This window comes from Streptomyces sp. JLBG701 (assembly GCF_058544905.1).
In genome coordinates this window covers 4,462,211-4,475,450 of record NZ_CM178588.1, presented here as the reverse complement: position 1 = coordinate 4,475,450, position 13,240 = coordinate 4,462,211, and the positions used below count along the sequence as shown (strand labels likewise).

General features: G+C 70.4%; 8 protein-coding genes. 4 read left to right on the top strand and 4 right to left on the bottom strand.

The features are described 5' to 3' along the window. Positions 1-2 precede the first annotated feature (2 nt). Together AC5DRG_RS20520 and AC5DRG_RS20515 are read right to left on the bottom strand one after the other, a co-directional pair. Positions 3-1,712 carry a hypothetical protein gene (locus AC5DRG_RS20520; protein WP_491812019.1) on the bottom strand — a complete coding sequence of 570 codons (1,710 nt, stop codon included), beginning with the start codon at positions 1,710-1,712 and terminating at the stop codon, positions 3-5. Between the two features lie 627 nt (positions 1,713-2,339). Continuing rightward, positions 2,340-3,620, bottom strand: coding sequence for an MFS transporter (locus AC5DRG_RS20515; RefSeq protein ID WP_491812018.1), 1,281 nt, complete (start codon positions 3,618-3,620; stop codon positions 2,340-2,342). A 125-nt stretch (positions 3,621-3,745) separates the two neighbouring features. Between AC5DRG_RS20515 and AC5DRG_RS20510 the strand changes: the two genes are divergently transcribed. The 4 genes from AC5DRG_RS20510 to AC5DRG_RS20495 all read left to right on the top strand — a co-directional run bounded on the left by AC5DRG_RS20510 (position 3,746) and on the right by AC5DRG_RS20495 (position 9,325). Beyond that, the gene (locus tag AC5DRG_RS20510; protein ID WP_491812017.1) at positions 3,746-4,738 is read left to right on the top strand and encodes a LysR family transcriptional regulator; all 993 of its coding nucleotides are present in this window, start codon (positions 3,746-3,748) and stop codon (positions 4,736-4,738) included. Between the two features lie 134 nt (positions 4,739-4,872). Continuing rightward, positions 4,873-5,889 (top strand): hypothetical protein, encoded by a 1,017-nt coding sequence (locus AC5DRG_RS20505; RefSeq protein WP_491812016.1) that lies wholly within the window; start codon positions 4,873-4,875, stop codon positions 5,887-5,889. Beyond that, on the top strand, positions 5,889-8,081 hold the full coding sequence (locus AC5DRG_RS20500; RefSeq protein WP_491812015.1) for a bifunctional polysaccharide deacetylase/glycosyltransferase family 2 protein: 2,193 nt from the start codon (positions 5,889-5,891) through the stop codon (positions 8,079-8,081). The genes AC5DRG_RS20505 and AC5DRG_RS20500 overlap by 1 nt, the downstream gene beginning before the upstream one ends. Next, the gene (locus AC5DRG_RS20495; protein WP_491812014.1) at positions 8,078-9,325 is read left to right on the top strand and encodes an acyltransferase family protein; all 1,248 of its coding nucleotides are present in this window, start codon (positions 8,078-8,080) and stop codon (positions 9,323-9,325) included. The genes AC5DRG_RS20500 and AC5DRG_RS20495 overlap by 4 nt, the downstream gene beginning before the upstream one ends. A 66-nt stretch (positions 9,326-9,391) precedes the next feature. On the opposite strand, the gene AC5DRG_RS20490 is transcribed toward AC5DRG_RS20495, so the two are convergent. Next, entirely contained in the window at positions 9,392-10,153 is a 762-nt protein-coding gene (locus tag AC5DRG_RS20490) for a hypothetical protein (protein ID WP_491812013.1), read from the bottom strand. A gap of 336 nt (positions 10,154-10,489) precedes the next feature. Then, on the bottom strand, positions 10,490-12,913 hold the full coding sequence (locus AC5DRG_RS20485) for a proprotein convertase P-domain-containing protein (protein ID WP_491812012.1): 2,424 nt from the start codon (positions 12,911-12,913) through the stop codon (positions 10,490-10,492). Positions 12,914-13,240 lie beyond the last annotated feature (327 nt).

Sequence of the window (13,240 nt, the reverse complement as noted above, 5' to 3'; positions counted from 1 at the left end):
AGTCAACGCGGAGCCCGCGATTGGGTTTCCAGGGACAGCTGCAGGAGCCCGTGTCGGAAGCGGTGGGCCACTCCGTCCTCGCGGAGGATGCCTGTTTCGTGGGCGCGGGTGATGAAGGCGCCGTAGCGGAGGGGGAGTTGGTCGCGGAGTACGTACCAGGCGTGGGCGGCGCGGAAGATCGGCCAGGCTGTGAAGACGCAGGTGGCCAGGAGGGCGAACATTGCGGTTGCCGGGAGGAGGAAGGTCGGCGGGGGAGTGACCTCGGTGCCGTCCAGGGTTAGCGACCATGCCGTCCGGGCCGAGACAGCCCCGGCCACCGCGAAGCAGACGGCTACGGCGGCGGACGTACGGGCGTCGCGGCGGAGCAGCTCGTGTGGGCGGCCTGCCTTCGCGGGGGCCACCGTCGCGTCCAGGGTGCCTGCGCGGTTGAGGACCGTGCCCGCGGTGAAGCCGCCGGATACTCCGGTGAGCAGGGCCAGCGTCAGGCCCTGGAGGAGTAGGGCGCGCAGGTCGGAGCCGTCCAGGGGTGCGAAGAGCAGGCCGCTCGTCGTAAGCGTGACAGCCGCCGCTACGCCGATCAGTGGCAGCAGGCGGGCCAGGCGGAACAGTACGGTTCGGCCGAACGCCGTCGAGCGGAAACCGCCGCCGGGTGTGGTCGACCGGGCTCGGTATTCGGTGCGCCGGGCCAGGGCGTGGGCCCAGGTGGCGGCCGCCCCGCAGGCCGTGCCCCAGAGTGCGCCGGCCAGGAGTCCGGTGGCGGCCGGGTGGGAGCAGCGGGCGAGGCCGGCGGCGAGGGCGGTGAAGAGGAGGCCGTAGACCGTGGCGAGTTGGGGCTGTGCGCCGCGGTGCAGGTGCCACCAGCGGATCGCGCCGCCGGTGCCGCCGCCGTGCCGTTGGGTATGCCGGGCCAGGAAGTTGAGCCAGCGGCGGGGGTGTTGGCCTGCCGTGCGGGTGGAGCGTGGGTTGAGGGTGGCCGGGACCAGCGCGGCCAGGAGGTGGCGCTCGATGGAGAGGGCGGTGGGGAAGCGGCTGCGGTCGGCGAGGCGGAGAGGGCTTTCGAGGAGTTGTTGGCCTGGTGGGTGCTGGGCCTCGGGGCGGCGCCCGTAGACCCGCAGCCCCAGCCACTGCATGAGCGGCGTCGTGAACGCCTCCGTCGCCGCCGGTGCCCCGCCCGTGCGCATCGAGGCGAGCAGCGGCTGCCAGGCGGGGAGGTTCGGGGGCCGGGAGTCGGTGAGGAAGGCCGCGAAGTGGTCCGGGGTGAGGGGGGTGAGCCGGATCGCCACCGAGTTCCGTACCGGCCCGGCGATCGCCACGGCCTCGCGGAACTGCTCCGTACGGGAGGCCAGCGCCACCGGCAGATGCGCGCCGAGTGCCTGGTCCAACGCCCGCAAGAGAGGCACCCGGTGGTCCTTCGCCACCTCGTCGAACCCGTCCAGGAACGGCACGACGGCACCGTCCCGGCGCAACGCCCGCAGCAGGTCATCGCCGGGCACCTCACCCAGCAACCCGGGGTAGCGCTCGGTGAGTTGGCGGGCCACCCAGGTGTGCAGCGGCAACCGCGGCTCCCAGCCGGCCAGCGACAGTACGACGGGCACGGCGCCGCCCGCCAGCAGCAGGTGCCGGGCCAGCAGCTCCAGGGCGATGCTCTTGCCCGACCCGACGGCCCCGGTGACGACCAGCCGCCCCGACCAGGCCTCCTCTAACCGGCCCACCCCTCCGGCCCGTGGGGCATCGTCGGCGTCCCCGTGGGCCGACAGCCCGCCCATCTCCGGCGCGGCCTGCCACGGTACGGCGACGGGCGCCACCTCGACCCCACGGAACCGCAGATCGTCCTGGACGCGCTCACGCTCGGCCCGGGCGAGATCGGCCAGCCACTCCTTGCGGGGGCGCGGGGGCGGGGGAGTGCGAGCACAGAACCTGCGCCACAGGGTCCCGCACAGGGGGAGGGCGAGTGCCGCGGCCCCGGTGAAGACGCCGAAGTTGTCGGGGAGACGGGGTGCGAGTCGGGCCGTGTGGAGTGCGTAACTCAGCGACAGGAGAAGGAGGACGACGGCGAGGATGAGACCAACTGCGGAGGAGCCGCGCAGGCGATCTGCGACCTGGATTCCGCCGTCGGCGGTGGGGGTGCCGGGCAGTCGGTCCGAGGCGTTGTTTTCGCCGTCCTCCGCCCCGCCCTCCACGCGCCGTCTCTCTCCGTCCGCGGTCCCGATTCCCCCGCCCATGACCCTTCCCCCTCCCCCTCCGTCCCGCGTGACGGCGACATCCGATCATGCCGCAGGCGGGCGGGAGTTGGCTCGCCCTTCACGGAACTCCCCTCTGTCACATGTCTCCCACGTCTGTCACATGTCTCCCACGAGGGTTTGGTGCCCCAGCGAGATCAGCAGGGCGACCGCTGCCGCCGTCACCGGAACCCCGTATCCCGCCGTGGCCGACGCGTGCTCCGCCATCCAGCCGCCGACCGCGCTGCCGACGGCGATCCCGCCGAGGAGGCCGGTCACCGCGAGGGTCATGCCCTCGTTGAGGCGGCCTTCGGGGGTGCGCTGCTGGACCAGGGTCATGCCGGTGACCATGGTCGGGGCCGTCGCCATCCCGGCGACCAACAGCGCGCCGGCCAGGGCGAGTAGCGAGCCGGTGAGGGATGCGGCGAGCAGCGGCAGCGTCAGGAGGGCCGTCATCGCGGCGATGCAATAGGGGTAGCGGCGCTCCGCCGAACCGGTCGGCCGGACCGCTCCGTACAGCAGACCCGCCGCGAAGGAACCGGCCGCCTGGAGGCCGAGCACCACACCCGCCGCCGACTTGTGGCCCTGCGCGTCCGCGAACGCGAGAGTGACGACCTCCATCGAGCCGAACACCACGCCCATCGCCAGACAGACGGTGAGCAGCGGGGGCATACCGGGGGCGCGGAACGGGGACTTGGCGGGAGTCCAGTGCCGTACGGGCGGCTCTGTCGAGCGTTGTGCCGAGAAGAGGAGCATGCCGGTCAGCAGCAACACCGCGCCCACCAGCGTGCCCGCCTCCGGGAAGAACGTTCCGCAGAGGAAGGCCGCGAGGACCGGGCCCAGCATGAAGCACAGTTCGTCCGCGGCCTGTTCGAAGGAGTTCGCGGTGTGGAGGGCGGCCGGGTCGTCCGCCAGCAGATGGGCCCAGCGGGCCCGGGACATACCGCCGAGGTTGGGGGTCGTGGCGGTGGCGGCGTACGCGGCGAACAGGGTCCAGTCGGGGGCGCCGTAGCGCACGCACAGCAGCAGCGCGAGGCTGCCCAGCGCGGCGAGGGCCGTGGCGGGCACGGCGATCCGGGCCTGGCCGTGGCGGTCGACGAGGCGGGCGATCCAGGGGGCGACGAGTGCCGTGGCCGCGAGGCCGGTCGCGATGACGGCGCCGGCGAGGGCGTACGAGCCCCGCGAACCGGCGATCATCAGGACCGCGCTCACGCTGAACATGCCCATGGGGAGCCGGGAGATCAGGTTCCCGACGGTGAAGGCGCGGGTGCCGGGGCGGGTGAAGAGGCGGCGGTAGGGGCCGGGCGGGCGGTGCCGGATGCGCGGGCGGAAGTCGACGGCCACGAGGGAGTCGGCGGTGACGGTGAGGAGGGGACGGTCGTTCGGGGGCGGCTTCGGCATGGGCCCACCGTCACCCGGGGCGGATCAAGGGGTCCAACACCTTCTCCGTACCGATTCACGCACCTGTGTTGTAAGTCCCGTAAAACCCGGTCCTGATCGACGCACCTCCGTTGTAGCTTCACCGAATGCCCGCCCCCACCCACCACCTCGACCCCCGCCTTCTCCGCGCCTTCCTCACCGTCGCCGAGGAACTGCACTTCACGCGCGCCGCATCCCGTCTGTACGTCGCTCAGCAGGCGCTCAGCAGGGATGTACGGCGGCTGGAGCGGGAGTTGGGTGCCGAGCTCTTCGTACGGACCACCCGGCAGGTGACGCTCACGGCCGACGGTGAGCGGCTGCTGCCGTACGCACGCCGTGTGCTGGACGCGCAGGACGAGCTGCTCGCCGCCTTCGGGCAGGCGCGGCCCCTGCTGGTGGACCTGAACTCACCGGGCCTGGTCACCGGGCGCACCGTCCTGCACCGGGCCCGCCAACTCGCCCCCGACCACGAGCTGATGGCCCGCTACGAGAGCGGGCTGACCGGTGCCGCCGCCGAGCTGCTCGCGGGGCGGCTCGACGTGTCGTTCGGGCGGTTCGCCGGTCTGGACCCGGCGCTGCGGGCGGGCCTCGACCACCAGCCCGTCCGCTTCGAGCCCATGGCGGTCGTGCTGCCCGAGGACCACCGGCTGGCGGCACTGGACGCCGTGCCGCTGGCCGAGTTGGCGGGGGAGACGGTGTACGCGGGTGCCGGAAATCCCCGTACGCCGGAATGGACCGATCTCGCACGTCACTTGTTCGAGGGACGGGGCATCGAGATCGCGCCACCCGTGCCGCTGGCCGTCGGTGAGGAGGAGTTCCAGCGGGTCATGGCCAAGTGGCGGAACCCGATCCTCGCCGTGGTGGGTTTTCCGGCCATGCCGAACACCGTGCTGCGCCCGCTGACCGACCCGGTTCCGCTCTCGCCCGTGTCCCTGGTGTGGCGCAGGGGACTGGTGCATTCCGGATTCGACGCTCTGCGGCGAGCTGCGGCCGAACTCTCGGAGGCGGAAGGATGGTTGCAAAGAGTGACCGGAGACTGGCTTCCCGCGATCGACATGGCACTGATAAATGTCCATATTCGGCATACAGGCACCAGATGACCCATGAGCGCACTACATTCTTGGCCCTGAGCACGATGTGACAAAGGGGGCGCTCGGACCGGGTGGGGGCTCGGTTCGGTCGACGGGTGCTCGGGTCGTGTGCGCACCCGGACCTGTCCCGTGGGGGGAAGCGCGTGCGCGAGAACACATGGCTGAAAAATGCCAAGCAGGACACCCGACCGGAGTGGCCCGAAGCGGCAGCCGCGACGGGGAATCTTCCAGCGGCAGGTGACCGCGCGCAGGCCTTTCCGGACACAAGAGGAACGGAAATCCTCGCGTCGGACGACGAGTCCATCCTCGTATCGGACGAGGAGTCCGCGGAGTCTGCGGACTCTGCGGGTCGCCTGAAGCCGAGCCCCGAGGGTGCGGCCCTGCGTGACCCCTGGGAGAACGGCAACGACCCGGACGAGGTGACTGTCCAGCTGGACGCCGTCGCGCTGCGGCCCGGCAACCGGCTCGTCGGCCGGCCGGGAGGCTCCGACACCTCCGATGCCGCCGGCCCGGACGGTTCCGACAGCCCGGTGTTCGTGGACGAGTCGGGCCGCAGGAGCCGTAGATACCGCCGTATCGGCATCCTCGCCGGCACCACCTGCGCGGTCTACGCCGTCGTCATCGTCGTGACCCTGCTCTCCGGCAACTCCAGCGCGCCCTGGCTGCCCGTGCCGGCCCGGGACGAGGGCAAGGAGGCCGGCCAGGTCGAGACCTCGCCCCTGCCCGCCAACCCGGCCGAACCCACCTATTCCGGCGGCGCCCTGCCTGGTGTCCCGCTGCTGCCCGGCGGTGGTACGCCCCTCTCCCCGGGCGTCGGCGCCACGACGCCCGGTGCCTCCGCGAGCCCCGCCGGCCCCGGCTTGTCCGTCGCCCCGAAGCCGACGGCGACCCGGACGACCCCGGGCACCGGGAGCGGCCCCAGCCCGGACCCCGGGCTGTCGACCGACCCCTCGGCGAGTGCCACGCCGACCCCGACACCCACCCAGGAGCCCTCGACCGGCCCGTCGGAGTCGCCGGGCTCGCCGACCGGCAGCGCGGGCACCGGGACCGGCACCGAGACGGTGGCCGACGGGACGAGCAGCCCGCTGCCCGTCGAGTCGTCGTCACCGGAGTCGCCGGAGTCCCCGGAATCCTCGAACTCCCCGGAGTACACCCTCTGATGACAGCCCGTACCCGTCGTCGCGCCGCCGCGACCGCGGTCCGCGACGGCTCGCGCCGCCGCCTTCCCATGCGTCTGCTGCTGTCCCTGCTCTTCCTGGTCGCGCTGATGGCGATGCTGATGCTGCGCGGCTACACACACAGCGAGATCCTGGCCGACCACCGCGTCCGGCCCCCCGTCGCCGCCGACCAGGTGCCGGAGCGGATCCTCAAGGGCGGGCCGGTCATCGACACCCGCGACGGCCGCACCGAGAGCCTGGGCCTGAAGGACCACCGGCTCGTCCTCACCTTCGACGACGGCCCGGACCCGACCTGGACCCCGCAGATCCTGGACGTGCTCAGAAAGCACCGCGCCCACGCGGTCTTCTTCGTCACCGGCACCATGACCTCGCTCCACCCGGAACTGGTCCGCCGCATCGTCGCGGAGGGACACGAGGTCGGCCTGCACACGTTCAACCACCCCGACCTCTCCTACGAGTCGAAGCGACGCATCGACTGGGAGCTGTCCCAGAGCCAGTTGGCGCTCACCGGCGCGGCCGGCATCCGCACCTCGCTGTTCCGCCCGCCGTACTCCTCCCGTGCGTCCGCGATGGACGACAAGTCCTGGCCGGTCACCGAGTACATCGGCAGCCGCGGCTACATCACGGTCGTCAACGACGTCGACAGCGAGGACTGGCGCAAGCCCGGCGTCGAGCAGATCGTCCGCAACGCCACTCCCGAGGGCGGCAAGGGCGCGATCGTCCTGATGCACGACTCCGGCGGCGACCGGCACCAGACGGTGCGGGCCCTGGACCGGTTGCTGCCCCAGCTCAAGGCCGAGGGCTATGAGTTCGACAACCTCACCGAGGCGCTCGGGGCGACCGGCGCGCACACCGAGGTCACCGGCGTCGACCTGTGGAAGGGCAGGGTCTGGGTCTGGCTGGTCGGCGCCTCGGACACCCTCACGGGCGTACTGGTCGTGGGCCTCGCCGTCGTCGGGTTCCTCGTCATCAGCCGCTTCGCCCTGATGCTCGTGCTGTCCGTCGCCCACGCCCGCAGAGTGCGCCACCGCGACTTCCGCTGGGGAGCGCCGGTGACGCAGCCGGTGTCGGTGCTGGTCCCGGCGTACAACGAAGCGAAATGCATCGAGAACACGGTCAATTCGCTGATGGCGAGCGAGCACCCCATCGAGGTCGTCGTCGTCGACGACGGTTCGGGCGACGGCACGGCGAGAATCGTCGAGGCGATGGGCCTGCCGAACGTGCGAGTGGTGCGCCAGCTGAACGCGGGCAAGCCGGCCGCCCTCAACCGCGGTCTGGCGAACGCCAGTCACGACCTCATCGTGATGATGGACGGCGACACGGTCTTCGAGCCGTCCACGGTCCGCGAGCTGGTCCAGCCCTTCGGCGACCCGCGCGTCGGCGCGGTGGCCGGCAACGCCAAGGTCGGCAACCGCGACTCGCTCATCGGGGCCTGGCAGCACATCGAGTACGTGATGGGCTTCAACCTCGACCGCCGCATGTACGACCTGCTGCGCTGCATGCCGACGATCCCGGGCGCGGTCGGGGCGTTCAGGAGAAGCGCGTTGGAGCGGGTCGGCGGCATGAGCGACGACACGCTCGCCGAGGACACCGACATCACCATGGCGATGCACCGGGACGGATGGCGGGTCGTCTACGCCGAGAAGGCGCGCGCCTGGACGGAGGCCCCGGAGACGGTCCAGCAGCTGTGGTCCCAGCGCTACCGCTGGTCCTACGGGACCATGCAGGCGATCTGGAAGCACCGCAAGGCGCTGGTGGAGCGGGGCCCGTCGGGCCGCTTCGGCCGGGTCGGCCTGCCGCTGGTGTCGCTCTTCATGGTCGTGGCCCCGCTGCTGGCCCCGCTGATCGACGTGTTCCTGATCTACGGCCTGGTCTTCGGCCCCACCGGGAAGACCATCGTGGCCTGGCTGGGCGTCCTCGCGATCCAGGCGGTCTGCGCGGCGTACGCCTTCCGTCTCGACCGCGAACCCATGACCCACCTCATCTCGCTGCCCCTCCAGCAGATCCTCTACCGCCAGCTCATGTACGTCGTGCTGCTCCAGTCCTGGATCACGGCCCTGACCGGAGGCCGCCTGCGCTGGCAGAAGCTGCGGCGCACGGGGGTCGTCGAGGCGCCGGGCGGTCCGGTGCCGAGACAGCGGACGAGCGGGGACGACCGGAGGCCGGTGGGATGACCCAGGAACACGCGCGCGCGTCGTACGAGATCCCCCGGCAACGACAGCCGCAGCGGCCGTCGGAGGCGGAAGTCGCCGCCGCGACGAAGCCGGGCCGCGACCGCTATCTGGACCTTCTCCGCTCCCTCGCCCTGGGCCGGGTGGTCGTCTACCACCTCTTCGGCTGGGCCTGGCTGACGGTCCTGTTCCCGTCCATGGGCGTCATGTTCGCGCTGGCGGGCTCACTGATGGCGCGGTCGCTGAACCGGCCGGCGTGGGGCGTGATCAGAGGACGTGTACGCCGACTGCTGCCCCCCTTCTGGGCGTTCGGGGCCGTGATGCTGACGCTGCTGTTCGCCGGCGGCTGGAACCTGACGAAGGACCCGGACCACCACGGCGTATGGGGCCTGGTCGAGCTGGTCAACTACGTCATCCCGATCGGCGCCCCGCCCTACCCCTGGAGCATCGGCTCCGAGTCGGGCCTGCTGGAGGCCACTTGGGCGGAGCAGGCGGGGGGACCGCTGTGGTACCTGCGGGCGTACCTGTGGTTCGTGGTCGCTTCCCCGCTGCTGCTGTGGGCGCTGCGCCGGGCACCGTGGCCGACGCTGCTGGCCCCGCTGGGGCTGACGGCCGTGGTGGGTACGGGGCTGGTGTCGATCCCGGGTGAGACGGGCAACGCGGTGACGGACTTCGCGGTCTACGGCAGCTGCTGGGTACTGGGCCTCGCCCAGCACGAGGGGCTGCTGGCGAAGACCCCCCGGTATGTCGCGGTCTCCTGCTCGACGCTGCTGATGGCCTTCGGGCTGTGGTGGGCGTCGGGCCATCTGGGGCCGGACGGCTGGAACCTGAACGACATCCCCCTGGCCCAGGCGACCTGGTCCTTCGGCTTCGTCGTGATCCTGCTGAGCTACTCGCCGTCGTGGCAGGAGCTGCCCGGGCGGCTGGCGAGGTGGGACAGGCTGGTGACGTTGTCCAACAACCGCGCGGTCACGATCTACTTGTGGCACAACATGCTGATCATGGCCACGGTCCCGGTCATCGACCTGCTCTATGAGCTTCCGTTCCTGCAGAGTGACGGAGCGGTGGCCGCGCTGGATTCGACGTACACCTTCTGGATGTTCGTCCTGGTCTGGCCGTTGCTCGGAATCGCGATTCTCGGGGTGGGCTGGATCGAGGATCTGGCGGCGAAAAGGAAGCCTCGATTGTGGCCGAACGGTGCGAAGAAAAGGGCGCGAAAAAGGTTGGCTGCCGAGCGGGGTCAATGAATTATCCGGCGTTGAGACCGGCCGCACCGTGCGTTTCCGCTCGGTGCGGCCGGCCGGCGCTCGGGCCTACTTCAGGTAGCCGCCCTTGAAACCGCTCTGGTCGGCCCAGATGCGCTCACGGGCGTCCCAGGTGATGCCCGACCACTTGCCCTGCCAGATGGTCTCGGCGGTGGCGTTGTTCGCCGGGTCGGCGGAGATCCACTCCTTGACCGGGCTGTTGGAGAACTCGGCGAACGGCACCCAGTTCCGGTGCGAGGCCCACCCGTTGTAGACCTTGACGACCCGGGAGGAGGTCGTGCGGTAGTTGACGCCGATCTTCACCGTCGTGACCTTCACACCGAAAATGGTGTCGGAGACGCTGTACCAGGCGCTCCGGTCGTAGTACCGGGCGGACGGGTCCGCGAGCTCCTCGTCGGTGGTCGGAGGCGTCTCGGTCTCCTCCACGGCGAGCGTCGCTTCCAGAACGACCTTGCCGTCCGCGGTTTCCTTCCGCAGCTCGGTTTCGTAGGTCTCCTCATCAATGGTCTCGATGTCGGAGACGTCCGAGATGAAGTCCCCGATCTCCTGCCCGCGCTGAGGGTCGTTCAGGAGGGTGACGAACTCTTCCTTGTCGCTGTCGGACAGCCCCTGGTACTGGTCCAGCGTCTCCTGGGCTTCCGTCTCACCCAGCTCAACCTGCTCGACGAGGTATGCCTCGTAGGCCTCGGGAGTGGTGCCGGTGTCCTCCGTGGACGCCGTCGCCGGCAACGCCGCCATGGTGATCGCCGCCGCCGTGACCGCGGCCAGGCTGACGAGTCTCTTGCGGGTCATCTTCACGGTCTTACGCATATCTACTGCCTCCGTTACGTGGATGAGAAACACGAATCGAATAGAGCAGCAGGGAAAGCACGCAGCGTGCAAAGTGGAAGGATTTCTTCCGGTGATTACTGCGCCCCCCTACACGCGGTTTCCGCCTTTCCCCTTCGGCGTTTCCCGCGCAGACATGATCTTTCCATAGGAGTTGGCTGTGAGGAATGCCTACTCGCTTTATTTGAGGTTGACTTGAGCTTTACTCGTCGAGATGTCCGAAACGAGTAATAGGGGTCGGACCGAATTCGCCGACCGGGCATGCACAACGCCCGGCCGGGAAACCCCGGCCGGGCGTTCTGCGGTGCGGTGTGGCTGTCAGAACGTCAGCGACCAGCCCGTGAGGGTGCCTTCGGCGCCCGTGGACTTGTCCTCCACGCGGAGCTTCCAAGTCCCGTTGGCCGGCGAGGTGTTGGCGTCGACCGTGTAGACCTGCCGGAGGGTGCCGCCGGTCTCCGTCTCGGACGTCGGCTTGAGCACGTACGTCTTGAGGTCCGGAGCGACCAGGGTGATCTCCAGGTCGCCGAGCCACTCGTGGGTGGCGTCCACGTACACCTGCAGGTCCTGCGGCGCGTTGCCGGTGAGCCCGCTGACGGTGATCGGCGCCTCCGCGGTGCCGGGGTCGGGAACACTCTGGCCGCTCTGGCTCTCGTAGGAGCTGGGGAGCGTCAACGACCAGCCGTTGAGGGTGCCCTCGGCGCCCGCGGACCTGTCCTCGACGCGGAGCTTCCAAGTCCCGCTGGCCGGCGAGGTGTTGGCGTCCACTTGGTAGATCTGCCGGAGGGTGCCACCGGGGTCGGTCCCGTTGGTGGTCTTGAGGGCGTAGGTCTTGCCGTTCGGGTCGACGAGGTCGAGCTTCACCTCGCCGAGCCACTCGTGCGTGACGTCCACGTACACCTGCAGAGCCTGCGGGGCGTTGCCGGTGAGCCCACTGACGGCGATCGGCGACTCCACGATGCCGGCGTCGGGGACGGTGTGGTCGTCCTGGTTCTCGTACGAGGGGAACGTCAGCGCCCAGTTGTTGAGGGTGCCGTCGGCGCCCGCGGACTTGTCCTGGACCTGGAGCTTCCAAGTGCCGTTGGCGGGCGCGGTGTTGGCGTCGACCGTGTAGGTCTTGCTCAGCGTGCCGCCGGGGTCCGTGCCGTTGGTGGTCTTGAGGGCGTAGGTCTCGCCGTTCGGGTCGACGAGGTCGAGCTTCACCTCGCCGAGCCACTCGTGCGTGACGTCCACGTACACCTGCAAGGCCGCGGGGGCGTTGCCGGAGATTCCGCTGACGGTGATCGGCGACTCCACGGTGCCGGGGTCGGGGACGGCGTAGTCCGCCTCGTTGATGATCTTCGACGGGCGGGGCTTCGTGGCCGGCTCGGGCTCGGGCTCGGGCTCAGGCGCCGCTCCGACGGCCTTGGCGACGTCGATGCGGGGGATGGTGACACCCGCCTCGTCGGTGATCGGCGTGCCGGTGGTCGCGAGCAGCGACACCAGACCGGCGAGGCTTTCGCTTGGGTAGGCCTGGCGGAGGACGGCGAGGGCTCCGGCGACGTGCGGAGTGGCCATGGACGTGCCGCTCTTGCTGTCGTAGCCGCTGGGCACGGAGGAGATGATGCCGTTGCCGGGGGCGAAGACGTCGAGCAGCGGGCCGTGGTTGCCGAAGGAGGCGATCTCGTCGTCGTCGGTGGTGGCGCCGACCGAGACGGCGTTCGGCACGCAGGCGGGGGCGGTGACGGCCGTGGAGAGGCCGTTGTTGCCGGCCGCCACGACGGTGGCCACACCGGCTTCGTAGAGCTTGTCGATGACCGTCTTGCGGGCGTCCTTGGTGCAGGCGGAGGTGTAACTCGCCGAGCCGAGGCTGAGGTTGGCGGCGATGATCGGGGTGCCTGCCTGCTGGAGCTGCCAGACCTTTTCCAGTGCGGCGATCTGGGCGCTGGTGAAGCTGCGGACGCAGGGTGTGGTGGCGGCGGTGCCGCAGTACTTCGTCGAGTCGAACTTGCTGAAGACCTGCATGGCGACGATGTCGGCGCCGGGGGCGACTCCGGTGGCGGGTGCGCCGGTGATCCCGGTGCCGTCGCCGGCGGCGATGCCGGCCACGTGGGTGCCGTGGTCGCAGCCCTCAAGCGTCGCGCAGGGTCCGCTCGCGGAGTTGGCGGCGCCGGTGCCTTCCTGGGTGGCGGTGCCGTCGCCGCAGAGGCTGGTGGCGCCGTAGGCGGTGTCGATGGGGGAGAAGCAGGCCTCGGCGACGACCCGGCCGCCGAGGAAGGCGTGGTTGGTGGCGACGCCGGTGTCGATGACGGCGATCGCGCTGCCCTCGCCGGTCTTGCCGGCCTTGTGAGCGGTGTCCGCGCCGATGACCGGGACGCTCTCGTCCAGGCTCGGCTCGGCCAGTTCGTCCTCGGTGACGCTGACGACACCGTCCTGGGCTGCGAGTTCGTCCAGGTCGGCCGCGTCGACCCGGAGGTTGACGATCGGCAGGGTCTCGTAGGTCTGCAGCGTCTCGCCGACGCTCGCCACGCTGGACAGGTCGTCGCGGCTGTCGGTGACGACGATGACGCGAACGGTCTCGCCGTCGGCGGTGGCGTCGTACAGCGGCGGGTCGATCGGGTCGTCCGCGGTGGTGGACAGCGAGTCGTCCTCGGTGGTGGTCGTCGCGGTGGTGGCCGACGACGTGTCAGCCGCGTGGGCGGGTATCGCGCCCAGGGCCACGGTCATCACGCCGGTGATGACCGATGTCCATATCCGTCTTTTCATGTCGCTCTCGGAATCAGCTGGGCATGGCAAAGCATGCGAGGAATGTGAGAGAGGGCATTCCGGCAGGGGAATGGGCCGGACGGCGAAATGTGAGTGCACGCACGGGTGTTCCGCACGGGGCGTCATCCGTCAGGTGGCCGTTAGGGGAAGCGGCGGCGAGTGTGCTGTGCCCGTGGCAACAGCTGTCTGCCGACCGCAGCGGCGACATGAAGACGGTTCCGCTTGATCGTCCCGAAGACTAGGGCGGTCGTGATCACGCCCGCAAGACCCGGATAAGCGGAATTGGATGGTCCGACGGCGTTCGGCGAGTTGTGGCGGGTTGCGGCG